Source organism: Pararhizobium sp. PWRC1-1 (assembly GCF_049897905.1).
Lineage (GTDB): Bacteria > Pseudomonadota > Alphaproteobacteria > Rhizobiales > Rhizobiaceae > Pararhizobium.
Genome location: NZ_JAFCXE010000002.1, coordinates 84,253 through 107,555, shown reverse-complemented (window position 1 = coordinate 107,555; position 23,303 = coordinate 84,253). Strand labels below are relative to the sequence as shown.

19 protein-coding genes and 3 tRNA genes are annotated in these 23,303 nt (G+C 59.9%); 17 read left to right on the top strand and 5 right to left on the bottom strand.

Annotated elements, in window-relative coordinates; genetic code table 11:
• The first annotated feature begins 61 nt into the window (after positions 1–61).
• From ACP7E0_RS04085 to ACP7E0_RS04075, 3 genes are all read left to right on the top strand, one after another.
• A complete protein-coding gene (locus ACP7E0_RS04085) occupies positions 62–1,342 on the top strand; it encodes an O-acetylhomoserine aminocarboxypropyltransferase (RefSeq protein WP_426123152.1) in 1,281 nt (426 codons plus the stop codon).
• 54 nt (positions 1,343–1,396) lie between these two features.
• Entirely contained in the window at positions 1,397–1,741 is a 345-nt protein-coding gene (locus ACP7E0_RS04080) for a cupin domain-containing protein (RefSeq protein WP_426123150.1), read from the top strand.
• A gap of 70 nt (positions 1,742–1,811) precedes the next feature.
• The gene (locus ACP7E0_RS04075; RefSeq protein WP_426123148.1) at positions 1,812–2,657 is read left to right on the top strand and encodes an oxidoreductase; all 846 of its coding nucleotides are present in this window, start codon (positions 1,812–1,814) and stop codon (positions 2,655–2,657) included.
• A 309-nt stretch (positions 2,658–2,966) separates the two neighbouring features.
• On the opposite strand, the gene ACP7E0_RS04070 is transcribed toward ACP7E0_RS04075, so the two are convergent.
• The gene (locus ACP7E0_RS04070; RefSeq protein ID WP_426123147.1) at positions 2,967–4,214 is read right to left on the bottom strand and encodes a cytochrome P450; all 1,248 of its coding nucleotides are present in this window, start codon (positions 4,212–4,214) and stop codon (positions 2,967–2,969) included.
• A 216-nt stretch (positions 4,215–4,430) separates the two neighbouring features.
• Here ACP7E0_RS04070 and ACP7E0_RS04065 point away from each other — a divergent pair, with 216 nt between their 5' ends.
• From ACP7E0_RS04065 to ACP7E0_RS04035, 7 genes are all read left to right on the top strand, one after another.
• On the top strand, positions 4,431–5,279 hold the full coding sequence (locus ACP7E0_RS04065; RefSeq protein ID WP_426123600.1) for an endonuclease/exonuclease/phosphatase family protein: 849 nt from the start codon (positions 4,431–4,433) through the stop codon (positions 5,277–5,279).
• An 18-nt stretch (positions 5,280–5,297) separates the two neighbouring features.
• Positions 5,298–6,857: a phospholipase D family protein gene (locus ACP7E0_RS04060; protein ID WP_426123146.1), complete on the top strand. Its 1,560-nt coding sequence runs from the start codon at positions 5,298–5,300 to the stop codon at positions 6,855–6,857.
• Positions 6,858–7,127: 270 nt separating this feature from the next.
• Positions 7,128–7,760, top strand: a complete 633-nt coding sequence (gene clpP, locus ACP7E0_RS04055; RefSeq protein WP_426123145.1) for an ATP-dependent Clp endopeptidase proteolytic subunit ClpP — start codon at positions 7,128–7,130, stop codon at positions 7,758–7,760.
• 299 nt (positions 7,761–8,059) lie between these two features.
• The gene (clpX, locus tag ACP7E0_RS04050; protein ID WP_068953387.1) at positions 8,060–9,337 is read left to right on the top strand and encodes an ATP-dependent Clp protease ATP-binding subunit ClpX; all 1,278 of its coding nucleotides are present in this window, start codon (positions 8,060–8,062) and stop codon (positions 9,335–9,337) included.
• Positions 9,338–9,806: 469 nt separating this feature from the next.
• The gene (gene lon, locus ACP7E0_RS04045; RefSeq protein ID WP_426123144.1) at positions 9,807–12,227 is read left to right on the top strand and encodes an endopeptidase La; all 2,421 of its coding nucleotides are present in this window, start codon (positions 9,807–9,809) and stop codon (positions 12,225–12,227) included.
• Positions 12,228–12,457: 230 nt separating this feature from the next.
• A complete protein-coding gene (hupB, locus tag ACP7E0_RS04040; RefSeq protein ID WP_037107702.1) occupies positions 12,458–12,730 on the top strand; it encodes a DNA-binding protein HupB in 273 nt (90 codons plus the stop codon).
• Positions 12,731–12,954: 224 nt separating this feature from the next.
• A complete protein-coding gene (locus ACP7E0_RS04035) occupies positions 12,955–15,150 on the top strand; it encodes an esterase-like activity of phytase family protein (RefSeq protein ID WP_426123142.1) in 2,196 nt (731 codons plus the stop codon).
• A gap of 87 nt (positions 15,151–15,237) precedes the next feature.
• Here the strand turns inward: ACP7E0_RS04035 and ACP7E0_RS04030 are convergent, their stop codons facing one another.
• A complete protein-coding gene (locus tag ACP7E0_RS04030) occupies positions 15,238–15,699 on the bottom strand; it encodes a MarR family winged helix-turn-helix transcriptional regulator (protein ID WP_426123141.1) in 462 nt (153 codons plus the stop codon).
• A gap of 197 nt (positions 15,700–15,896) precedes the next feature.
• On the opposite strand from ACP7E0_RS04030, the gene ACP7E0_RS04025 reads away from it, so the two are divergent.
• The 4 genes from ACP7E0_RS04025 to ACP7E0_RS04010 all read left to right on the top strand — a co-directional run bounded on the left by ACP7E0_RS04025 (position 15,897) and on the right by ACP7E0_RS04010 (position 21,715).
• Positions 15,897–17,174, top strand: coding sequence for a metallophosphoesterase family protein (locus tag ACP7E0_RS04025; RefSeq protein WP_426123140.1), 1,278 nt, complete (start codon positions 15,897–15,899; stop codon positions 17,172–17,174).
• Positions 17,174–20,650: an AAA family ATPase gene (locus ACP7E0_RS04020; RefSeq protein WP_426123138.1), complete on the top strand. Its 3,477-nt coding sequence runs from the start codon at positions 17,174–17,176 to the stop codon at positions 20,648–20,650. The genes ACP7E0_RS04025 and ACP7E0_RS04020 overlap by 1 nt, the downstream gene beginning before the upstream one ends.
• Before the next feature lie 137 nt (positions 20,651–20,787).
• Positions 20,788–21,186, top strand: coding sequence for a (R)-mandelonitrile lyase (locus ACP7E0_RS04015; protein ID WP_426123137.1), 399 nt, complete (start codon positions 20,788–20,790; stop codon positions 21,184–21,186).
• A 154-nt stretch (positions 21,187–21,340) separates the two neighbouring features.
• Positions 21,341–21,715 (top strand): CAP-Gly domain protein, encoded by a 375-nt coding sequence (locus ACP7E0_RS04010; protein WP_426123136.1) that lies wholly within the window; start codon positions 21,341–21,343, stop codon positions 21,713–21,715.
• A 52-nt stretch (positions 21,716–21,767) separates the two neighbouring features.
• Here ACP7E0_RS04010 and ACP7E0_RS04005 read toward each other — a convergent pair whose 3' ends face one another.
• Together ACP7E0_RS04005 and ACP7E0_RS04000 are read right to left on the bottom strand one after the other, a co-directional pair.
• Positions 21,768–22,025, bottom strand: a complete 258-nt coding sequence (locus ACP7E0_RS04005) for a hypothetical protein (protein WP_426123135.1) — start codon at positions 22,023–22,025, stop codon at positions 21,768–21,770.
• Positions 22,026–22,196: 171 nt separating this feature from the next.
• A tRNA-Val gene (locus tag ACP7E0_RS04000) sits at positions 22,197–22,272 on the bottom strand.
• Positions 22,273–22,289: 17 nt separating this feature from the next.
• Here ACP7E0_RS04000 and ACP7E0_RS03995 point away from each other — a divergent pair.
• The 3 genes from ACP7E0_RS03995 to ACP7E0_RS03985 all read left to right on the top strand — a co-directional run bounded on the left by ACP7E0_RS03995 (position 22,290) and on the right by ACP7E0_RS03985 (position 22,884).
• Entirely contained in the window at positions 22,290–22,583 is a 294-nt protein-coding gene (locus tag ACP7E0_RS03995) for a hypothetical protein (protein WP_426123134.1), read from the top strand.
• A 95-nt stretch (positions 22,584–22,678) separates the two neighbouring features.
• Positions 22,679–22,755 (top strand) — tRNA-Asp (locus ACP7E0_RS03990).
• A gap of 52 nt (positions 22,756–22,807) precedes the next feature.
• Positions 22,808–22,884: transfer RNA gene (locus ACP7E0_RS03985), tRNA-Asp, on the top strand.
• An 87-nt stretch (positions 22,885–22,971) separates the two neighbouring features.
• On the opposite strand, the gene ACP7E0_RS03980 is transcribed toward ACP7E0_RS03985, so the two are convergent.
• Complete coding sequence (locus ACP7E0_RS03980) at positions 22,972–23,199, bottom strand: hypothetical protein (RefSeq protein ID WP_426123132.1); 228 nt, start codon at positions 23,197–23,199, stop codon at positions 22,972–22,974.
• Between the last annotated feature and the right edge of the window lie 104 nt (positions 23,200–23,303).

Sequence of the window (23,303 nt, the reverse complement as noted above, 5' to 3'; positions counted from 1 at the left end):
TTGACCGCACGGCATCGCCTCTGAAATAGTGCGCCGAACTTGATCAAGGGAGGACACATCCATGACGAACAAACCCGGTTTCAACACGCTCGCGATCCACGCAGGTGCAGCACCAGACCCGACCACGGGCGCACGGGCAACGCCGATCTACCAGACGACCAGCTTCGTTTTCAATGACACCGATCATGCCGCCTCGCTGTTTGGCCTGCAGGCATTCGGCAATATCTACACCCGAATCATGAACCCGACCCAGGCGGTGCTGGAAGAGCGCGTTGCAGCGCTTGAAGGCGGAACGGCAGCGCTCGCTGTCGCCTCCGGCCATGCAGCCCAGCTTTTGGTGTTCCATGCGATCATGAGCCCTGGCGACAATTTCCTGGCGGCCCGGCAGCTCTATGGCGGCTCGGTCAACCAGTTCGGCAACGCCTTCAAGTCGTTCGACTGGCAGGTACGCTGGGTGGATACCAACGATATCGCCTCCTTCGAAAGCCAGATCGACGACCGCACCAAGGCGATCTTCATCGAGAGCCTTGCCAACCCGGGTGGCACTTTCGTCGATATCGCCGCGATTTCCGCCATCGCCAAGAAACATGGCCTGCCGCTGATCGTCGATAACACGATGGCCACACCCTACCTGATCCAGCCGATCGAGCACGGCGCCGATATCATCGTGCATTCGCTGACCAAGTTCATGGGTGGCCATGGCAATTCGATGGGCGGCGTCATCGTCGATGGCGGCACGTTCGACTGGTCGAAATCCGGCAAGTATCCGATCCTGTCGGAGCCACGCCCGGAATATGCCGGCATGGTACTGCATGCGACCTTCGGCAATTTCGCCTTCGCCATCGCCTGCCGGGTGCTGGGCCTGCGCGATTTCGGCCCGGCGATCTCGCCGTTCAACGCTTTCCTGCTCCTGACCGGCATCGAGACGCTGCCGCTCCGGATGCAGCGCCATTGCGACAACGCGCTTGCCGTCGCCACCTGGCTCAGCGCCCATGACAAGGTTGCCTGGGTGAAGTATGCGGGTCTTGAGAGCGACGCCAACCATGCGCTGCAGCAGAAATACTCCAAGCGCGGCGCAGGTGCCGTCTTCACCTTCGGTCTGAAGGACGGTTACGAGGCCGGAAAGCGTTTCGTCGAGGGCCTCGAAATGGTTTCGCACCTCGCCAACATCGGCGACACCCGCTCGCTGGTCATTCACCCGGCCTCGACCACGCACCGGCAGTTGACGCCGGAACAGCAGACGGCAGCCGGCGCTGGCCCGGAAGTCGTGCGCCTGTCGGTCGGCATAGAGGATGTCGCCGACATCATCGCCGATCTCGAACAGTCGCTTGCGAAGGCCTGATCCATCCAGAGATGGCCGTTCGCCGGCCATCTCTTTTTCGTTGCGGAGCATTTCATGACCCACGCGCTGACATTCGATCCTACGTCTCTCGAGCCCGAAGCCGGCGCCCCGGCACCGGACAGGCTGATCTCCGGCGCGCCAAAATTCCGCACCTGGAATTTCGAGGAAGCCGAAGGGGGCATCTATGCCGGCATCTGGGAGGCGACGCCGGGCAAATGGCGGATCGTCTATGACGAATGGGAATATTTCCATATCCTGTCCGGCGTTTCCATCGTCACTGAAGACGGCGGTGCCGAAACGCATCTCAAGGCCGGCGACAGCATGATCCTCAGACCCGGCTTCAAGGGAACCTGGGAAGTGATTGAAACGACTCGCAAGGACTATGTCATTCGGGTCTAGCCTTCCTATATCCGATGGGCGTACCCCGAGGGCGGCATTCGCCGTCCTTTCCATCGTTAGGAGAAATCCAATGTCTCAAGCCGACAAACCCGTCTGGTTCATCACCGGATGTTCGACCGGTTTCGGCCGGGAACTGGCGCAGCAAACGCTGTCGCTGGGCTATCCGACCGTCGTGACCGCCCGCAATACGGCGCAGGTCGAAGACCTCGTGAAGGGCAACGAAGACAAGGCTCTGGCTTTGAAGCTCGACGTCACCAAGCCGCAAGAGGTCGACGCCGCAGTCAAGGCGGCGCTTGCCCGGTTCGGCCGCATCGACGTGCTTGTCAACAATGCCGGCATCGGCTATTTCGGCTCGGTCGAGGAAAGTGAACTGGACGAAGTCCGCCGCATGTTCGAAATCAACGTCTGGGGCCTTGCTGCGATGACGAGGGCAGTCTTGCCCGCCATGCGCAAGCAGCGTTCGGGCACCGTCGTCAACATATCGTCGATCGGCGGCATTCGTGGCGGACCGGCCGTCGGCTTCTACAACGCAACCAAGTTTGCCGTCGAAGGCCTGTCCGAGGCCTTGTCTCTCGAGACGGCGCCGCTCGGCATCAAGGTTCTTCTGGTCGAGCCCAGCGGCTTTCGAACCGATTGGGCCGGACGTTCGGCCAATGAGGCGCCCCAGACGATCGAGGACTATTGCGAGACGGCCGGCAAGAATGCCTCGGTCATTCGTGAACGCAGCGGCAAGCAGGCCGGTGATCCGGAGCGCGCCGTCAAAGCCATCATCAAGGCTGTCGAAGCCGAAAATCCGCCGCTACGCCTGCTTTTGGGCAAGGCGGCGCTGGCGGGCGGCCGGGCCAAGATCGAGACGCTGCGCCGCGATTTCGAAGCCTGGGCCGATGTGACCGAAGCTGCGGATTTTCCGGAGTAAAATGTGATCTGGCGCGGCGTGAGAGCCGCGCCGCAGACTGCTGACAAACACTAAAAATCGACTGTCTGGGCGAGAGTGGCACTCCACTTTCCGTCATCCTCGCCCTTGTGGCGGGGATCCAGCGACCCGACGTCCGTCGGGTCAAAAGACTCTTTCAGCCCAATGACTTGGGCTGGCTGGATCTCTGTGACAAGCACAGAGATGACGGGGAATTTGGCAAGCGCACGGTTTCCCAAATGACCTGTCGAACGGTGAGAAAATGAGCTTGTCAGCAGTCTGTACCGCGGCACGAATGCTGCGCCGTTCTGGCTACCATTCCAGTTCCAGCCGCTCCAGTCCGTGGAAATGATAGCTGTCCTTGATCTGTGGCTCGCTTGTCATCCTCAGACCCGGCAGCCGCTCGAACAGGATCGGCAGCGACAGTTTCAGCTCCAGCCGTGCCAGCGGTGCGCCGATGCAGAAATGCACGCCGGCGCCGAAGGAAACGTGGGCGCCTTCGTTTCTCTCGGGGTGAAAGCTGAGGGGATCGGAGAATTTCTTCGGATCGACATTGGCGGCACCCAGCAGAAGACCGATCTTGTCACCTTTTTTCAGGCTGATGCCGTCGTCGAGTTCGATGTCGGAGAGCGCGTATCGCTGGAAAATGTGCAGAGGCGCAGCATAGCGCATCGTTTCTTCGATGGTCCGTTCGGTGGCCGTGTCGCTGGAAAATACGTCTTTTACCGATGTGCCGGTCTCAAGCAGGGTGCGCACGGCGTTGCCGAGCTGATGCACGGTGGCTTCGTGTCCCGCATTGAGCAGAAGCACTGCCGTCGAGATCAACTCGTCGTCGGACAGCCGCTCGCCGTCCTTTTCGGTGGTGATCATGTGGGTCAAAAGATCGTCGGCGGGATTTTTGCGCTTCCAGTCGATGATGCCCTTCAGGTAATCGGCGAACTCGGCCGAGGCCCGGTTGGCGTCATGTTCGGTCTCCAGCGACGGATTGAACACATACATCTTCACCATGCGGTGCGACCAGTCGAGCAGTTTTGGCGCCATATCCAGCGGCACACCGAGCATGCGCGCGATCACCGTGACCGGAACGATTTCGGCATAGGTCTTCAGAAGCTCGACCCGGCCTTCTTTCTCGAAACCGTCGATCAGGGAATGGGAGAGGGCGGCGATCTCGGGCTTCAGCTGTTCGATCTGGCGCGAGACGAACGCGCGATTGACCAGCGTGCGCAACCGGGTATGCGCCGGCGGCTCGAGCTCGAGCAGCGAATGGGCCTCCAGCCGGTCGAAATCTGCCAGATGCGGCTTGGGCTCCGGCAAGTTCAGCTCCTCGCGGGTCGCCACATGCAGGATCTGCCGGCCAAAGCGGCGATCGCGCAGCAGGCTGCTCACCTGGTCATAGCCTGCAAAATACCATTGCTGCTGCTCTTCCCAAAAGAACGACGGACATTGCGCATGCAGGGCAGCGTAGGTGGCGAGCGGGTTTTTGTAAAAGCCGGGATCGCGAACGTCGATGCTGGCGGTGCGGGTCGAAGGCGTGATGGAAATGGCTGATGGCGCGGGCATTTTGCATTCTCACTGGATGAAATGGCGGACTATGCCGTGATTTATGGTCAGCGGAGGTCGCGCGACAAGGAAATTGTCTTGCCGCTAGCAGATTTTCCTACCCCGTAAAATCGTCGCTCAGGTCACGAAAAACATGCTTATGCCGGATACTGTCTTGCCTTGCGGTGGGACATGTCTATGTCATGGATGATGAACGGCAACGACCAGAGAGAGACTATGGCATCGTCGCATACCAGCCTGTCAAAGGGCATTCTGGCCGCCATCCGCGGAAAGCGCGTGTCGCTGGCGGGCAGAGATCCGGCAGGCGAACGGGGCGACACGGTGATTGCCTCCTATAACATCCACAAATGCGTCGGCACCGACAAGCGCTTCGACCCCGGCCGCACCACCGACGTGATCAGCGAGATCGGCGCCGACATCATCGCGCTGCAGGAGGCAGACCAGCGGTTTGGCGAACGGGCAGGGTTGCTCGATCTTGAACGGCTGCATCGCGACTGTCACCTGATCGCGGTGCCGATCGCCGCCTTCTCCGCCAAGGGGCATGGCTGGCACGGCAATGTGCTTCTTTTGCGTGAGGGCGCCGTCGCCAAGGTTCATCAATTGAAGTTGCCCGGTGTCGAGCCGCGCGGCGCGCTGGTCGTCGATCTCGATTTGAAGGCCGGTCCGCTGCGCATCATTGCCGCGCATTTCGGACTGCTGCGGCATTCGCGTGCCCGCCAGGCGGAAGCGATCATCGCCGCCATCAGCGAGGCGGAAGAGCGGCCGACGCTGTTGATCGGCGATCTCAACGAGTGGCGCATGGGACGCCGCTCGGCGCTGAGTTCGCTCAGCCCCATCTTTGATCACGCGGCAACGGCGGTGCCGAGTTTCCCCTCGCGCTTTCCGCTTCTGGCGCTCGACCGGGTGATGGGCAGCCCGCACAATCTGGTCACCGCGGTGGAGGTACACAATACACCGCTCTCCCGCGTCGCTTCCGATCACCTGCCGATCAAGGCCTATATCGATCTCAAGGCCGCAGTTGGCGAGGGAAACCCGATCGAATCGGTTTCCGCCGCTCAATCATGACCAACAGGCCGTCATAGCATGCGTGCCCATATCGTCGCTCTGTCCGCTTCCGTGTTCGGCCTTCTGGCGTTGGTTGCCGTCTACACCTATGGCCGCTTCGGACGCCACCTTCAGGGGCCGGAATCGGCCGCCCTGCAGCCGCAGGCTGACCGGACGGAAATCGACCGGCTGGCAGCGCCGCTTTTGGACGAGCACGCCGGCCTGAACGGAATTTCGCTGATCTCCGATAATATGGTTGCTTTCGCGCTGAGGGCTCTATCGGCGCGCAGGGCCGGCCGCAGCCTCGATCTGCAATATTATTACTGGAAGAACGACCTGACCGGACGGATGCTGATACGCGAAGTGCTGGCGGCAGCCGATCGCGGTGTGCGCGTGCGGCTTCTCCTCGACGATATCAATGCCGGCCTGCACGACCGCATGTGCCTTGCGCTGGATGGTCATGAAAATATCGAGGTCCGGCTGTTCAATCCCAGCCGCGCACGCACCGATCGGTTGAAGCGCGGCTTGGAAATGATGATGCGGCCCTTCCGGGCGACGCGGCGTATGCACAACAAGCAATGGATCGCCGATGGCCGCCTGGTGATCGCCGGCGGCCGCAACATCGGCGACGCTTATTTCGATGCGGATGAACAGTCGAATTTTCGCGATCTCGATGTCTGGATGCTGGGGCCCGTCGCCGACGATGCATCAACCGTCTTCGATCGCTACTGGAACAGCCCGGTCGTGGTGCCTATCGGCTCGCTGCGCACGCCGCGCGCCCATTACCTGCCGGCCTTCAGAGCCAAGCTGGAAACAATCGCGGCGACGCCCGGCGGCCGGGATTATCTGGCTCATGTCAATACGATGATATCGGACGGCGCCCTGTTGCCCGCCAACACAGTGCTGCATTGGACAAGCGCTGCCATGCTGGTGTCGGATCCGCCGGAAAAGGCATTTCTGCAGAAGCGCAATAACTGGGTCATGCGCGAACTGATGCCGGCCCTGACGTCGGCGCAGCATGGCGTCCGGGTGATTTCCCCCTATTTCATCCCCGGTGCGCAGGGCATTGCCGAGATCGCGCGGCTTGTGCAGCGGCAGGTTAAGGTCGAGGTGCTGACCAATTCGCTGGCCGCCACTGACGTCGCTGCAGTCCACGGCGCCTACGCCAATTACCGCAAGGCGCTTCTGAGAGGCGGGGCGGTTCTGTTCGAACTGAAGGCGACGCACGAATTCGGCGATCCGCAGCGGATGTCGCTCTTCGGTTCGCGCGGCGCCAGTCTGCATACCAAGGCTTTCACTGTCGATGGAAAAACCGGCTTTGTCGGCTCGATGAATTTCGATCCCCGCTCGGCGTCTCTGAATACGGAAATGGGCGTGCTCTTTACCCACCCGGCGCTGGTGAGAGAGGTCGAGGCTATTTTTGACGCGGAAACCAGCCCTGAAAACAGCTTCCGCCTGTCGCTCGAAAAGGGACGTCTGCGCTGGCACGACCGGCAAGGCGATGAGGAGCGCGTCCTTCGCCGCGAACCGGAAGCCGGTTTCTGGCGTCGCCTGACGGCCGGGATTATCGGCATTCTGCCGATCGAATCGCAGCTCTGATCGGCATTTACCGATTTTTCACTCAGAATGCGCCAAAGCCTGTGTGGAAAAGGAAAAATGGCCGATTGCCCCTATCCTGACAGTTAGAACCCGCTAAAGGATCGACCGGACGCTTCGGTGGCAACGTTCCGGTCCGGGACGTGTATTAACGTTATGAAGACTTCGCGACTTGAAGTCGGGTACTTGGACACTCTATGTATGGACAAGAGATATTCCCGATGATTCCCGGTGTGCAAGAGGGTTTGCGCGCCAGATAGACAAAGGTTTGACATGAGAAATCCCGTTGATACCGCTATGGCTCTGGTGCCGATGGTCGTTGAACAGACCAATCGCGGCGAGCGCTCCTACGATATCTTTTCGCGTCTCCTGAAAGAGCGCATCATCTTTTTGACGGGTCCTGTGGAAGACCACATGGCAACGCTGATCTGCGCCCAGTTGTTGTTCCTCGAGGCCGAAAACCCGAAGAAGGAAATCGCCCTCTACATCAATTCTCCGGGCGGCGTCGTCACCGCCGGCATGGCGATCTACGACACGATGCAGTTCATCAAGCCGGCTGTTTCGACATTGTGCGTCGGCCAGGCCGCATCCATGGGTTCGCTGCTTCTGGCCGCCGGCCACAAGGACATGCGCTTTGCGACGCCGAATGCCCGCATCATGGTTCACCAGCCGTCCGGCGGCTTCCAGGGCCAGGCATCCGACATCGAACGGCATGCCCGCGATATCCTGAAAATGAAGCGCCGTCTCAACGAAGTCTACGTCAAGCACACAGGCCGGACTTTGGAAGAGGTTGAACAGACGCTTGATCGTGACCACTTTATGACTGCGGACGAAGCGCTGAGCTGGGGTGTCGTCGACAAGGTCATCACCTCACGTGAGGCCATGGAATCCGCTGCTGAAGTGTGAATTCAAGCTTTTGTGTGCGGATAGATGCATTTGTGACACATTTGTAATAGTCATGGGGCTTTATCCGCAGGCCAAAGCCGTTAGTATCGACCGTTAATGCTATGTTGAAGTTTGAAGTCCTAGCATTCGGTAGTCGGTGGGAGATTCGTTGCTGCCGGGCATCAAACATGGTTGTTTGAGGCCGGTTCGTACTCCCGAAAGCGCCGTCATTATGCGCATGAACGCGCAAAGTGTGCGGAGCGGGTTGAGTAGTCCGTTACACCTTGTCTGGGTGTCCGGCGTGCTGGAAGGAAAGTGATATGAGCAAGGTCAGCGGTAGCAACGGCGGTGACTCCAAGAATACCCTATACTGCTCCTTCTGCGGAAAGAGCCAGCACGAGGTCCGCAAGCTGATTGCCGGACCGACAGTATTCATCTGCGATGAATGCGTCGAACTGTGCATGGACATCATCCGCGAAGAGAACAAGACATCGATGGTCAAGTCCCGCGATGGCGTTCCGACGCCACAGGAGATCATCAAGGTTCTCGACGAATACGTCATTGGCCAGCAACAGGCCAAGCGCATCCTGTCAGTTGCCGTCCACAATCACTACAAGCGTCTGGCGCATTCCGCGAAGGGAAGCGACATCGAGCTTGCAAAATCCAACATCATGCTCGTCGGCCCGACCGGCTGCGGCAAGACCTATCTTGCCCAGACCTTGGCCCGCATCATCGATGTGCCGTTCACCATGGCGGATGCCACGACACTGACCGAAGCCGGTTATGTCGGGGAAGACGTCGAGAACATCATCCTGAAGCTCCTGCAGTCGGCCGATTACAATGTCGAGCGTGCACAGCGCGGCATCGTCTATATCGACGAAGTCGACAAGATTTCGCGCAAGTCCGACAACCCGTCGATCACCAGGGACGTTTCGGGCGAGGGCGTGCAGCAGGCACTGCTGAAGATCATGGAAGGCACGGTCGCATCCGTTCCTCCGCAGGGTGGCCGCAAGCATCCGCAGCAGGAATTCCTGCAGGTTGACACGACCAACATCCTGTTCATCTGCGGCGGCGCTTTTGCCGGCCTCGACAAGATCATTTCGGCGCGTGGCGAAAAGACCTCGATCGGCTTTGGCGCTTCGGTGAAGTCTCCGGAAGATCGCCGTGTCGGCGAAGTTCTGCGCGAACTGGAGCCGGAAGATCTGGTAAAGTTCGGCCTCATCCCGGAATTCATCGGCCGTCTGCCCGTTCTGGCAACGCTCGAGGATCTCGACGAGCCGGCCCTGATCCAGATCCTGTCGGAACCGAAGAACGCGCTGATCAAGCAGTACCAGCGCCTGTTCGAGATGGAAGACGTGGAACTGACGTTCCACGAGGATGCGCTGCGCGAAATCGCCAAGCGCGCCATCATCCGCAAGACGGGTGCTCGTGGCCTGCGTTCGATCATGGAAAAGATCCTGCTCGACACCATGTTCGAACTGCCGACGCTGGAAGGCGTTCGCGAAGTGGTCATCTCCGACGAGGTGGTCAAGGGTTCAGCGCGTCCGCTCTACATCTACTCGGAACGTTCCGAGGAAAAGGCCAACGTTTCGGCGTGATCGGATCGGTATTTTCAAAGAGGCCCGCCATGTGCGGGCCTTTTTTATGCGGAAATGTGCTGAATTGTTTGGCCAGTGTCGGCCGGGCAGGGTGCGCATAAGCAATAAGTGCAGGTCAGCCCTGCATATTTTGCGGATATCCATCCGTTGAAAGCTTGACCGGTGGACGTAGCTTCTGGATGAAAATTCGCGAGAATCAGCGATTGCTAAAAGCGGTCAACAACGCGATTATGTAACGATTCTGTGTCGATGTGTCCCGGCACGAAGCGTGTGCGTTCACTCCCGCGGCAAGGCCCGCAACAGTCAGATGCCGTTTACTATCCGACTACGCCCCCTCCCAGGTCGGTAGTCGGCAAAGGGTTGAAAACAGACGTCACACACTCCACCTGACAGTGGAAAGAATGAGGACCGGGAGCGCCCTTGAACGCTTCGGGTAACGGGCCCGGAAACGGGACGGAAAGGAAATGACATGACGAGCAAAACGTCTCCGGCAATCGAGAGCGCGACCTACCCGGTGCTGCCGCTGCGCGACATCGTGGTATTCCCGCACATGATCGTGCCGCTGTTTGTTGGCCGTGAAAAGTCGATCCGAGCGCTGGAAGAGGTCATGGGGACCGACAAGCAGATCATGCTTGCGACCCAGATCAATGCCAGCGACGACGATCCGGAACCGGCTGCGATCTATCAGATCGGCACCATTGCCAATGTGCTGCAGCTGCTGAAGCTGCCCGACGGCACCGTCAAGGTTCTGGTCGAAGGCCGTGCGCGCGCCGAAATCGACGGCTATACCGGCCGCGAGGAATTCTATGAAGCAATGGCACATCCGCTGTCCGAGCCGGAAGAAGATCCGGTCGAGGTCGAGGCGCTGAGCCGTTCGGTGGTGTCGGAATTCGAGAGCTATGTGAAGCTCAACAAGAAGATTTCCCCGGAAGTCGTCGGCGCTGCCAGCCAGATCGAAGACTATTCGAAGCTGGCCGATACCGTCGCATCGCATCTCTCCATCAAGATCGTCGAAAAGCAGGAAATGCTTGAGACGACCAGCGTCAAGCTGCGCCTTGAAAAGGCGCTCGGCTTCATGGAAGGCGAGATCTCGGTTCTGCAGGTCGAAAAGCGTATCCGTTCGCGTGTGAAACGCCAGATGGAAAAGACCCAGCGCGAGTATTACCTGAACGAACAGATGAAGGCGATCCAGAAAGAGCTCGGCGACGGCGAGGAAGGCCGCGACGAGATGGCCGAGCTGGAAGACCGCATCACCAAGACCAAGCTGTCCAAGGAAGCGCGTGAAAAGGCCGACGCGGAAGTCAAGAAGCTGCGCCAGATGAGCCCGATGTCGGCGGAAGCCACTGTCGTGCGCAACTATCTGGATTGGCTGCTGGGCATTCCATGGTCAAAGAAGTCGAAGGTCAAGACCGATCTCAACCACGCCGAAAAGGTGCTGGAACTGGATCATTTCGGCCTCGACAAGGTCAAGGAGCGGATTATCGAGTATCTGGCGGTCCAGGCGCGTTCGCAGAAGATCAAGGGGCCGATCCTGTGCCTCGTCGGTCCTCCGGGCGTCGGCAAGACCTCGCTTGCCAAGTCGATCGCCAAGGCGACCGGCCGCGAATATATCCGCATGGCACTCGGTGGCGTTCGTGACGAAGCCGAAATCCGTGGCCACCGCCGTACCTATATCGGTTCGATGCCCGGCAAGGTCATCCAGTCGATGAAGAAGGCAAAGAAGTCCAATCCGCTCTTCCTGCTCGATGAAATCGACAAGATGGGCCAGGATTTCCGCGGCGATCCGTCGTCGGCTCTCCTGGAGGTGCTGGATCCGGAACAGAACTCGACGTTCATGGACCACTATCTGGAGGTCGAATACGATCTCTCGAACGTGATGTTCATCACCACGGCGAACACGCTCAATATCCCTGCACCTTTGATGGACCGCATGGAAGTGATCCGTATCGCTGGCTATACCGAAGAGGAAAAGCTGGAAATTGCCAAGCGGCACCTTTTGCCGAAGGCGATTGCCGACCACGCGCTTCAGCAGAAGGAGTTCTCGATCACCGACGGTGCCTTGTCGGCGATCATCCAGACCTACACCCGCGAAGCCGGTGTGCGTAGCCTTGAGCGCGAGCTGATGAAGGTTGCCCGCAAGGCCGTCACGGAAATCCTGAAGGGTCGCACCGACAAGGTTGAGGTGACTGCCGAGAACATCAACGACTATCTTGGTGTTCCGCGCTATCGCCATGGCGAAGCTGAGCGCACTGACCAGGTCGGTGTCGTCACCGGTCTCGCCTGGACGGAAGTCGGCGGCGAGCTTCTGACGATCGAAGGCGTCATGATGCCCGGCAAGGGCCGCATGACGGTGACAGGCAACCTGCGCGACGTGATGAAGGAATCGATTTCGGCAGCGGCATCCTATGTCCGCTCGCGTGCCATCGATTTCGGCATCGAGCCGCCATTGTTCGACAAGAGCGACATTCATGTGCACGTGCCGGAAGGCGCGACACCGAAGGACGGTCCGTCCGCCGGTGTGGCCATGGCAACCGCGATCGTGTCGATCATGACCGGTATTGCCGTCAACAAGGACGTGGCGATGACGGGTGAAATCACCCTGCGCGGCCGTGTCCTGCCGATCGGTGGCCTGAAGGAAAAGCTGCTCGCAGCCCTTCGCGGCGGCATCAAGAAGGTGCTGATCCCGGAAGAAAACGCCAAGGACCTGGCGGATATTCCGGACAATGTGAAGAACAATATGGAGATCGTTCCGGTTTCGCATATTGGCGAGGTTCTGCAACATGCACTGCTGAGGGTTCCGGTCGCGATCGAGTGGGATCCGGCCAAGCAGGCGGTGCCGGTTGCGGCAGCCGATCCGGCAGATGACGCCGGCGCGTTGATTGCCCACTAGGCACTTGACTTGAGCTCGAACTGGTGCCTGCCACAGGTTGTGCACTGATTTGGAGCTGAAACAGTGGAAGACCGGCATTTTTGCCGGTCTTTTTTATGTAAAACCTCTCGCAAAGCCTTGCATTCCATGGGATTCGGAGCGATTGGGTTTGCCAAGGCGAGGGTCGCGCGTATGCTGCCCTCGGCTTGAAAATTGAGTCGTTTCGAACCAGTATTGAAAGGGGTGGAAACATGAACAAGAATGAGCTCGTGTCCGCAGTTGCCGAGAAGGCCGGACTCTCGAAGACAGATGCATCTTCTGCAGTTGATGCAATCTTCGACGTTATCCAGGCAGAACTGAAGAACGGCGGCGACGTTCGCCTCGTTGGCTTCGGCAACTTCTCGGTCAGCCGCCGCGAAGCATCCAAGGGTCGTAACCCGTCCACCGGCGCAGAAGTCGATATCCCTGCCCGTAACGTGCCGAAGTTCTCGGCCGGCAAGGGTCTCAAGGACGCCGTGAACTAAGTTTCATGTTTCGTCTGCAGCACCGTGGCGAAGACGCCAACGGTTCGAGAGCAGGTTGATTTGAGGCCCGGGTTTTCCCGGGCCTCTTTTCGTTTCAGGTGTTTTCCAGGGCAGCGTATCGCTTCGTGTTGGCGCCCGATTTCTAATATACTTTGGCTGTCATGCGGGTGTTACACTGCACGCTCAAAACCCCTCCGTATTCATTGCTCAGGAGGGACATCCCCGTGAAGACATTTTCGCTCACCGCAGCATTCGCTGCCGTGCTTGCTGCCTCGACCGCGTCGGCGGTCAGCGCAGAACCCGTATTCAATCGTATTGCCTCATTCGCCGTCGCCGGCAATTTGCCTGAAGGCGTTGACAAGAAATCCGTCACCTCGGCCGAAATCATCGCCGCCAGCGAAGACGGCAACATGCTGGTCTATTCCGACAGCCCCAACAAGGCGATCGGCTTTATCGATATCACCGATGCGAAGGCTCCGAAGGCTGGCGGTTCCGTCGCTTTCGACGGTGAGCCGACCTCGGTGACCATCGCGGCTGGCAAGGCGCTTGTCGCGATCAATACGCGCGAAAGCTTCGTCAAGCCGTCGGGCATCCTGGCGCAGGTGGATCTTGCCTCCAAGGCGATCGACACGACCTGCGACCTCGGCGGCCAGCCGGACTCCATCGCCCTCAACAAGGACAAGACGATTGCCGCGATCGCGATCGAAAACGAGCGCGACGAAGAGGTCAATGACGGCGACATCCCGCAGATGCCGGCCGGCGACCTGGTGATCCTGTCGCTCAAGGACGGCGTCGTCGATTGCGGCTCGATCAAGCACGTCACGCTGACCGGCCTTGCCGATGTCGCCGGCGACGATCCGGAGCCGGAATTCGTCACCTTCAATGGCCAGGACGAGATCGCGCTGACGCTCCAGGAAAACAACTATATCCTCATCATCGACGGCAAGACCGGCACCGTGAAGAGCCATTTCTCCGCTGGTACCGTCAACCTTGAAGGCATCGACACCAAGAAGGACGGTGCACTGAAGTTCACAGGCGATATGAAGGATGTCGCCCGTGAACCCGACGCCGTGAAGTGGCTGGACGACAACCGCTTCGTCGTTGCCAACGAAGGCGATTGGAAGGGCGGCGCCCGCGGCTTCACCATCTTCGACAAGACCGGCAAGGTTCTTTACGAGAACGGCGCCGGCTTCGAGCGCGAGATCGCCAAGATTGGTCACTACCCGGACAAGCGCAACAAGAAAGGCGTCGAGCCGGAAGGCCTGGAAGCTGCCAAGTTCGGTGACGACAACCTGTTCTTCGTGCTTGCCGAGCGTGCGTCTGTCGTCGGCGTCTACAAGGACACCGGCGCTGAGCCGGAGCTTCTCCAGCTTCTGCCGTCGGGCGTCGGTCCTGAAGGCGCCGTTGCCATTCCGCGCCGCAACCTCTTCGTGACCGCAAACGAAACCGACCTCGTCGAAGATGGCGGCGCCCGTTCGCACGTCATGCTCTATGAGCGTGCGGAAGGCGAAGCCGCCTATCCGCAAATCGTCTCCACCGAGAAGGACGGCGAACTGATCGGCTTCGGCGCGCTTTCCGGCCTTGCTCCGGTCAAGGACAAGCCGGGCATGCTCTACGCCGTCAACGATTCCTTCTACGCCTCGCAGCCGACGATCTTCACGATCGACGCAAACGCAAAGCCGGCGAAAATCGTCGATGCTCTGCGCATCACGCGCAACGGCGCTGCCGCGCAGAAGCTCGACAGCGAAGGCCTGACGCCGGACGGCGAGGGTGGCTTCTGGCTCGCCAACGAAGGTGACGCCGACAAGCTCGTCGGCCACGCCATTATCCACGTGAACAAGAAAGGCGAGATCGAAAAGGAAATCGCCATTCCCGCCGAGCTGCGTTCCGGCGATAAGCGCTTTGGCTTCGAAGGCATCACCAGCGTTGGCGAAGGCGATGACCAGGTTCTCTGGATGGCCATGCAGCGCGAATGGGGCGATGACGAGAAGGGCTTTGTGAAGCTTGTCTCCTACAAGCCGTCCTCGAAGGAGTGGGGCGCCGTGCGTTATCCCCTCGAGAAAACCGAAGAAGGCTGGGTCGGCCTTTCCGAAATCACCGCGAACGGCGACCACGCCTACATCATCGAGCGTGACAACCTGATCGGCCAGGCCGCCAAGCTGAAGAAGCTCTACCGCGTGGCGCTTGCCGACCTGAAGCCGGCCAAGCTCGGCGGTGAGCTGCCTGTCGTCAAGAAGGAAGAGGTTCGCGATCTCATTCCTGACCTGAAGTCCGCCACCAACGGCTACGTCGTCGACAAGGTCGAAGGCTTCACCGTCGATGCTGCCGGCAACGGCTTTGTCGTGACCGACAATGATGGGGTCGACGGCTCCTCAGGCGAAACGCTGTTCTTCTCGATCGGTACGATGAACGCGATGTAAGTGCGTCGGTACTGGTAACGGAAAAGGCCGGGACATGATGTCCCGGCCTTTTCTATTTGCATCTGATGCAATTGGGTGAAGGTGGGTTTATTCGGCTGCCGTTTCGCCGCTTTCCTTACGCTTGCGGATTTCTTCGGCCTTGACGACAAGCCGGCTGACAATATCGTGCATCTGGTCGAGCTGTTCGTCGTCCAGGGCTGAGAAAATCTCCTCGATCAGCTGCTTGCGCGGATGTTCGGCAGCCTCAAGAACAACACGGCCGACATCGGTGATTGAGACGATCTTGGCGCGGCGGTCTTCCGGATCTGGCTTGCGCATCACCAGCTTGTCGCGCTCCAGCCCGTCGATCGCTTCCGTTACCGTTCGCGGTGCAAAATTCAGCGCGCCGGCGATGTCGGTCGACCGGCAGGGGCCAAGCTTGCTCAGGAAGAACAGGAACTTGCTGCGCGCCAGCGACACGCCTTCCTCCGTCATCGATTCGTTGATGAGGCGGTGAACGCGATGGTAGAGCTCAAAGAGCTTGTCGGAGACTTCGAATGTGGATTTCATGATGTTTCATATGGATATTATGAGGGGCCATGTCAAATGACGGTGATATTGGTGGGGTAGTCAAGTCTAATTCGGGACCTTTGCGCCAAGGTTCCGCATCTCCCCAAAAATGTTGCTTTGCTGAAAGCGCTGAATAGACCTGGCGGCATGGCACTCGTGGCATTGACGCAAGGCCGGACGGCAGGCCATGGTCGGCTATGCCCTTTCGTTTCGTCCATACCGCCGACCTTCATCTCGATTCCCCCTTGCGTAGTCTTGCGTTGAAAAACCCGGAACTCGCCGAGCTGGTGCGCGGCGCGACCCGCACCGCGCTTGCAAGGATTGTCGATCTGTGCCTGGAAGAGGGCGTCGATGCGCTGCTGATTGCGGGCGACCTTTACGACGGCTCGCAAACATCGATGAACACCGCTCTCTATCTGTCGAGCGAATTGCGCCGGCTGGAAGCGGCCGGGATCAACGTGTTCCTGATCCGCGGCAATCATGATTCGCAGTCGGCAATGACGCGCGAGCTGACATTCCCGGCCAATGTGCATGTGTTTGCCGGTCGGGCAAAACCGGTTCTTGCCAAGTCACTCAGTGACGGCCGCGGCGTCCATATCCATGGCATCAGCTTTGCCAATCCGCATGCGCCTGACAGTCTGTTGCCATCCTTCCAGCCGCCGGTCGCCGATGCCGTCAATATCGGCATGCTGCATACCAGTCTGGCCGGCACGCCGGGCCATGATCCTTACGCGCCGACGAGTGTGGCCGAGCTTGCACGGCATGGGTTTGATTATTGGGCCTTGGGGCATGTCCATATGCGCCAGGTTCATGCCGAGGCACCGCTGATCGTCATGCCCGGCATGCCGCAAGGGCGCGATATCAATGAAGCCGGACCCAAAACCGTGACACTTGTGACCATCGGTGACGACGGCCGCTTCGAGCACCGGGAGCGCGATATCGGGCAGGCCGTGTTCGAGCGTCTGTCCATCGACCTCAGCGCTGTGCAGGACTGGCGGCAGATGCTGGAGACGGTTGGCGAGGCGCTCTCGTCGCTGAGGCACCGTTCCCTTGCCGACCATCTGATCCTGCGCATTTCCCTGACGGGCTCGACGCCACTTGCCTGGAAGCTGAGGCGGGATCCAGATTTGTTGTCTGCCGAACTCTCCAATCTTGCCGCCGGTCTCTCCGGCTGCTGGATCGAGAAGATCGATATCGAATGCCGGGGCGTGGATCCCGGTACCTCCCTGTCCGGCCCTGATCCGGTCGAGGAGCTGGCGGGTCTCATTCGGTCGGACGTGCTGCCGTCGCACGGTTTTCGCCGGGAGGTCAGTGCAATGCTTGACGAGCTGCTGCAGCAATTGCCGCGCGAGTTGCGCGACAGCCTGGCTGGTGACGAGGAGACCGCGGCGGTGCTGACCGATACTATTGCGCTGGCTGGCAGCGATGATGTCCTTGCCCATCTGCACGGCGGTGCCGGGGAGACCGACCGCTGATGCGCCTTCATCGTCTTGATCTCGTCCGCTACGGCAAGTTCACCGGGCGCAGCCTGGATTTTGGGCCGGCGCGTCCCGGGCGCCCGGATTTTCATATCGTCTATGGTCCCAACGAGGCTGGAAAGTCGACATTGTTCTCCGCTTTTCTCGATCTCCTGTTCGGGATCGACAATCGCAGTACCTATGGCTTTCTGCATCCCTACGAGACGATGCGCATCGGCGGCGTCATCGAGACCGGCGGCAGAACGCAGACCGTTGCCCGGATCAAGCGCAAACAGAATTCGCTGCTGGGGCCGGATGATCAGCCGCTGCCGGACAATCTCTTTTCTGCAGCGCTTGGCTCGATCGACCGGGCGACCTATCAGATGATGTTTTCGCTCGACGACGACAGCATCGAAAAAGGTGGCGAAAGCATTTTGAAGAGTGAAGGGGAGCTCGGTGCCCTCTTGTTTTCGGCGAGCTCCGGCCTGCCGGACAGCAGCGCGATCCTATCCGGTCTGAAGGCGCAGGCCGATGCTTTTTACAAGCCGCGGGGGCAAAAACATCGACTGGGCGAGTTGAAGGCTCAACTCGACGTTCTCAAAGAAGAAAAGAACGCCATCGATGTCAACGCCCGCGAATTCGCCAGCCTGCGCAAGGCGCGGGACGCCGCCGCCGAACGGCACGAGGCCGCCGTCAAGGCGCGGGCGGAGCTGCGCGTTTCGCTTGATCATGGCCGCGACCGCATCGAAGGCCTGCCGCTTCTCGCCCGGCTGCGCGGCCTGCGCTCCGAACTGGCCGAATTTGGCGATACGCCCGAGCCACCCGCCGTTTGGCACACCATACTGCCGCAGCTGCAGCGCGAGGAGACCGAGATCGGCGCCAGGCTGGAACAGCTGGAGAGCGACATTGCCAGGCGAGCCGCCGCCATCGCCGCGATCGAGCGGGATACGGCCGTGTTTGCGCTTGCCGCCGATATCCGCGATCTTGAGCAATCCGGGCTGGAGGCGCGCTACAGGACGGCCGCCACGGACATGCCGAACCGCCTCGACGAGCGCGGCAAGATAGCCGCCGACATCGCCGTATGCCTCGCACGGCTTGATCGAACCGGTATCGACAATGCGGCAAAGTTAATTCTGCCTGCAGCGGTCACCGCGCGCATCCAGGATCTCGCCCAGAAATATCCGGCATTGAACGAGCGGCTCTTCACGGCCGCGCGTGAACGCCAGCTCGCCACAGACGCAAGCATCGAGGCAACAAAGGCGTATGCAGCGCTCACAACGCCGGATGCGGCCATTCACGACAACGATCCCGCGCCTCTTGCCGACGTCTTGCAAAGTCTGCGCCAGAATGATTGCCTGTTGCGGCAACAGATGGCGGCGCGGCAAAGCGTGGTGTTTCAGGACCAATTGACCGATAGGCTTGCAGCACTCGCACCGTCGCCGCTTGATCCTGACGCACTGGCGGCCCTCGCCATCCCCGGCGACGCTGAGATTGCCGAATGGACGGCAAGGCGGTCGGCGTTGACCGAGCAGCTGAAGCGGCTGGATGAAAAGATTGCCGAAGACGTGGCCTTGATTATGGCTGAGGACGCGCGGCTCGTGGAACTGACGCGGACAGGCGGCTTTGCCGGCGATGACGAAGCACTGGCGCTACGACAGGAGCGGGACCTCGCTTGGCAGACCCATGCCGGGCGATTGGATGGCGAAACGGCGCGCATCTTCGTATCACTGCTGAGGAAAGACGATGAAGCCACAGCTTTGCGGTTGGCCCGGGCACAGGACCTTGCCCAGGCGCGGGCGCTTTCCCTGTCCATTGTCGAGCGCAATGGCAGGCTTTCAGCTTTCCGGCAGCAGCATGCGACGGTGCTTGCGGAAATTGCCGGTCTCAGAGCAGAAATTTCCGTTGTCGCGCGCAATTGTGGCCTGCCGGAAGAAACCAAGCTGAACCAGCTGGTGGCATGGCTAACCCGCCGGCTGGCAGCACTGGAGGTTCGCAACCAGCTTCGCGTGACGCAGCAAGAGTTGCGGATTGCCAAGGCGGACGAGGAAAAGGCGCTGCAGCGACTGACGGGGATATGCGAGGAGCGCGGGCTCGGCGAGGCAGTGCCCAAGGGGCTGGAAGAGGCAATCGCTTTCGCCGAACGGGGGGTAACTGCCCTGCAATCCGTCCGCCATTCGCGTGCTGCCGCTTCGGAAGCACTGGACCGGACGCAGGCGGCCTTGCGTTCCCGCGACGCCGCATGGGCCTCGGCCGAGGCTGACATGGCAAACTGGACTGCGCGATGGGATGAAACGCTCGAGGCGACCTGGTTGGCCGAAAAGGCAGAAACCGCGCCGGTGCAGGAGGTCGTTCCTGTCCTTGCCGTGCTTCAGGACCTCGACAAACTCATCCAGCGCAAGGCGGATCTGGATCACCGCATCGACGGAATGCGCCGGGATCAGGCGACGTTTACCGCAATCACCGGCGTGCTTGCGGGGAAGCTGTCCATGGCAGCATCGGATGATCCCTTGGCCGATCTCCAGGTGATCCGGGAGCGGTTGGCCGATGCACTGCGGCAGGAGGCGCTTTTCCGGCGGCTTTCGGAGGAGAATGATGCGCGCATAGCTGAGCAGCAGATGCTCGGCGAATCGCGGCAGCGCCATGAGGCGCAAAGGCGGGACATGCTGGATCTATTCGGCTGTACCACTCTGGCGGAGGTCGGTACGCATCTCGAATCAGCCAATAGCCGCGCGCGCCTGCGGGGGCGAATCGCGGAAGCGGAAACCGATCTCGCCGCCCGCCTGGGCGTCTCGCGTGCCGACGAAGCGGAGACGATCCTGAGTTCGCTCGACAAGGACGGCCTGCTATTGGAAATGGCGGAACTGCATACGCGCTGGGAACAGTACGATCGCGACGCCAGCGAGTTGCACGCCGAGCGCCGCGATGCGGAAAAAGCTCTCGCCGCCATCGGCGGCAGCGATGCGGCTGCTCATATTGACGAGCGCCGACGCACAGTCATGGCCGAGATCGAGGAGCGGGCTATCGCCTATCTTCGGCTGCGCGTCGGTATATTGGCCAGTGAAACGGCACTCAGGCTCTATCGCGAGCGCCATCGCAGCGCGATGATGCGGCGGGCGTCTGCGGCCTTCAGCGCCATCAGCGGTGGCGATTACGAAGGGCTGGCGACGCAGGCCGAGAAGGGCGAGGAGTTTTTGATCGCCAATGCCGCCGGTGGCGGCTCGAAGCTGGCGCGTGATCTTTCCAAGGGCACGCGGTTCCAGCTTTACCTGGCCTTGCGCACGGCCGGTTATCACGAGATCGCCGCCACGCGCGAATCATTGCCATTCGTTGCCGACGATATCATGGAGACATTCGACGATGGCCGCGCCGAGCATGCCTTTTCGCTGATGGGCGATATGGCCGGTGTTGGGCAAGTGATCTACCTGACACATCACCAGCACCTCTGCGACATCGCTCTCAAGGCTTGTCCGGACGCGGCGATCCACACACTGTGACTGTACTGACGCTGCTGCCGTGACCGAACTGGTTCTCGCCTGCGATGCGGGACATCCGGCTGGAACGCGCTATGTTGCGATCTTGAACTCTGTCTTCTGCGCATGCGCAGACAATTTTGCCAAGGAGAGCCATCGTCATGGAAATCAAGCCCTGTGGATCGCGTCCGTCGGTTCGCCCACCGGCGGAGTATTTTACCGGCAGCGTCCGGCTCGACCCGATCTTGGATGCGCCGGAGCCCGCCCGGGTTCGCAGTGCCTGCGTCACATTCGAGGCGGGCGCACGCACGGCTTGGCATACCCATCCGCTCGGACAGACTCTGATCGTCACCTCCGGCAGTGGTCTTGCGCAGACCTGGGACGGTCCTGTCCGCGAAATCAGGGCTGGTGATACGATCTGGTTCCCGCCGGGCGAAAAACACTGGCACGGCGCCTCGCCGGCAACGGCCATGACCCATATCGCCATTCAGGAAGCGCTTGACGGCAAGGCTGTGGACTGGATGGAACATGTCAGCGACGAGCAATATCAGGGACGATGAAGGTTCTTCTGGCAGGGGGCCGGTGCACCGCCTGCAGCAGCCGGCGTTTCTCGCGCCTCCTCGTTGCAAAACGATGTGGAAAACGGCTATCTGACGGTCAAATATTTGCGGTCCCGGCGATCTTGCGTCCGGAGAACCTCTGAAGGGTTTGCCAATGAACAATTTTCACGTCGGACAGAAGGTCGTCTGCATCGACGACAAGTTCAAGAATGTCTCTATCGATCAGGGCATCCGCAAGGGGCAGATCTACACCATCCGTTGGGTCGGTCCCTACAAGCATTACATCGACGGCGAGTTTATCGGCGTCAAGCTCACGGAAATCCATCGCGGTAATGATGACGGTCCCGAAGGGTATGGCGCTGCCGACATGCCCTATCGCGCGACGCGTTTTCGGCCGCTGCTGAAAGACCGGCTCTCGGCATTAAAAAACCTGCTTGCACCGGCGCCGAAGGGCGAGAAGCCCTATGTGCCGGAGGCACCGGAAGAGCCCAAGCGCAAGGCACCGGTGCGCAAGAAGGAAGAAGTCTAGTCGTCAAGAGGGAAAGACCCGTTTGCCGATGGGGCAGGCGGGACTTGGCGCCTCAGTTCGGATCGACGATCTGCTCCCGCCGTACCAGTCGCAGCGAGCGGTCCGGCTCGATAATGTAGGTTTCTTCGGCCCGGTGGCCGTACTGATCGTTCAATTGATGATGAATAACGCTGCCAACGGGCGCCTTGACCGGCTTGGTAGCCGGCTGGCCGCCATAGGTTATGCTCCCGGGGATCGGCTCGATCTCCGGAATGGCGCTACAGGCGCCAAGACCTGCGGCAAGCGCAGCTGCCAAAATTGCTTTCCTCATACCGGTTTCCTTTTCAGCGACTCTATAGGACGAGCCATGCCTCGAATTTGCGTTGGCAACACATGGCGACGCCAATACCAACTGGCAAGAGGGTTCAATATTGCTGTTCAAGACGGTGTGCAAAAACACCAGAGAAAACAACCAAATCAAATCAAAGGGGAGAAAGGAAAATGGTGGGCGATGACGGACTCGAACCGCCGACATCCTCGGTGTAAACGAGGCGCTCTACCAACTGAGCTAATCGCCCTTCGCGAAGCAGAAGCAGTGTCTGCCGCGTCGGTGGCCGTGATCTATGCGTATCGGCAGGAAACCGCAAGAGCGGAATGGAAGATTTTTTTGATTTTTTTTGCAAAGTCCCATGATCGCCGGCTGTCACCTGATAAATCGGATGTGGAAAACCGGCAGGGCCATGATGAACAGCAAAGGGGAGGGGTAAAGAGCCAGAATATGGTGCAAGAGGAAGTGCTTGCCTGGGTGTCCGGAATTTTTCGGGGCGCTTTTTCGGACCTGTGGAAACAATTCGACGGCTGTCACGGTTTTGTCTCCAAACCTGCTTGACACCCAAAGACGAACCTCGTAGTTAGCCGCTCATCGAAACGGCCTAGCCGCTTCGAGCGGATGCAAAAGCATCCGGACGACTTGAAATGAAATGCGCGGGTGTAGCTCAGTTGGTTAGAGTGCCGGCCTGTCACGCCGGAGGTCGCGGGTTCGAGCCCCGTCACTCGCGCCATTTCAAGAATAGCAGTTTCTGCTTATGTCCGGTGATGTTTGTAACATAATGCGCGGGTGTAGCTCAGTTGGTTAGAGTGCCGGCCTGTCACGCCGGAGGTCGCGGGTTCGAGCCCCGTCACTCGCGCCATTTTCCGCTAAGATTTCAAATGCAAGTGTGATTTGAAAGCCGACGGGACCTCTGGTCCCGGTCGGTTCTTGCCGTTTTCCCTATGCATCAGGCGTGCAGGATTCTCTCGATCAGGTAGCCTGAGGTGCCGGTCTCATTGCGCAGTTCGCATATGCCGGCTTCCTCCATCTGATTGCAGACGAAACGCACTGTTGTCTCGTTCAGCCCGAAGGTCAAAGACAACATGTCCTGCAGGTCGGCTGCCGTCAGCGGCTTGGGTTCGCCGCAGCGTTCGCCCTCGTCGCACAACTGGCTGATCCGCCCGGTATGCGGCATGTATGTGCCAACTTGCCCGGCGCGCCATTTGTCGCTTTCGAGAATATCAGGCGTGTGCCGTCATGCCGGCGGCCTCATCCCCGCGACGAGGGGGTAGCGATGAT

What these genes read in the sequence shown, in the direction of transcription:
- hupB (WP_037107702.1), top strand. Translation starts at nt 12,458, where the DNA reads ATGAACAAGAATGAGCTCGTGTCCGCAGTTGCCGAGAAGGCCGGACTC.
- ACP7E0_RS04070 (WP_426123147.1), bottom strand. Translation starts at nt 4,214, where the DNA reads ATGCCCGCGCCATCAGCCATTTCCATCACGCCTTCGACCCGCACCGCC.
- ACP7E0_RS04010 (WP_426123136.1), top strand. Translation starts at nt 21,341, where the DNA reads ATGAACAATTTTCACGTCGGACAGAAGGTCGTCTGCATCGACGACAAG.
- ACP7E0_RS04020 (WP_426123138.1), top strand. Translation starts at nt 17,174, where the DNA reads ATGCGCCTTCATCGTCTTGATCTCGTCCGCTACGGCAAGTTCACCGGG.
- ACP7E0_RS04025 (WP_426123140.1), top strand. Translation starts at nt 15,897, where the DNA reads ATGCCCTTTCGTTTCGTCCATACCGCCGACCTTCATCTCGATTCCCCC.
- ACP7E0_RS04005 (WP_426123135.1), bottom strand. Translation starts at nt 22,025, where the DNA reads ATGAGGAAAGCAATTTTGGCAGCTGCGCTTGCCGCAGGTCTTGGCGCC.
- ACP7E0_RS04030 (WP_426123141.1), bottom strand. Translation starts at nt 15,699, where the DNA reads ATGAAATCCACATTCGAAGTCTCCGACAAGCTCTTTGAGCTCTACCAT.
- ACP7E0_RS04060 (WP_426123146.1), top strand. Translation starts at nt 5,298, where the DNA reads ATGCGTGCCCATATCGTCGCTCTGTCCGCTTCCGTGTTCGGCCTTCTG.
- clpP (WP_426123145.1), top strand. Translation starts at nt 7,128, where the DNA reads ATGAGAAATCCCGTTGATACCGCTATGGCTCTGGTGCCGATGGTCGTT.
- clpX (WP_068953387.1), top strand. Translation starts at nt 8,060, where the DNA reads ATGAGCAAGGTCAGCGGTAGCAACGGCGGTGACTCCAAGAATACCCTA.
- ACP7E0_RS04075 (WP_426123148.1), top strand. Translation starts at nt 1,812, where the DNA reads ATGTCTCAAGCCGACAAACCCGTCTGGTTCATCACCGGATGTTCGACC.
- ACP7E0_RS03980 (WP_426123132.1), bottom strand. Translation starts at nt 23,199, where the DNA reads ATGCCGCATACCGGGCGGATCAGCCAGTTGTGCGACGAGGGCGAACGC.
- lon (WP_426123144.1), top strand. Translation starts at nt 9,807, where the DNA reads ATGACGAGCAAAACGTCTCCGGCAATCGAGAGCGCGACCTACCCGGTG.
- ACP7E0_RS04080 (WP_426123150.1), top strand. Translation starts at nt 1,397, where the DNA reads ATGACCCACGCGCTGACATTCGATCCTACGTCTCTCGAGCCCGAAGCC.
- ACP7E0_RS04085 (WP_426123152.1), top strand. Translation starts at nt 62, where the DNA reads ATGACGAACAAACCCGGTTTCAACACGCTCGCGATCCACGCAGGTGCA.
- ACP7E0_RS04015 (WP_426123137.1), top strand. Translation starts at nt 20,788, where the DNA reads ATGGAAATCAAGCCCTGTGGATCGCGTCCGTCGGTTCGCCCACCGGCG.
- ACP7E0_RS04065 (WP_426123600.1), top strand. Translation starts at nt 4,431, where the DNA reads ATGGCATCGTCGCATACCAGCCTGTCAAAGGGCATTCTGGCCGCCATC.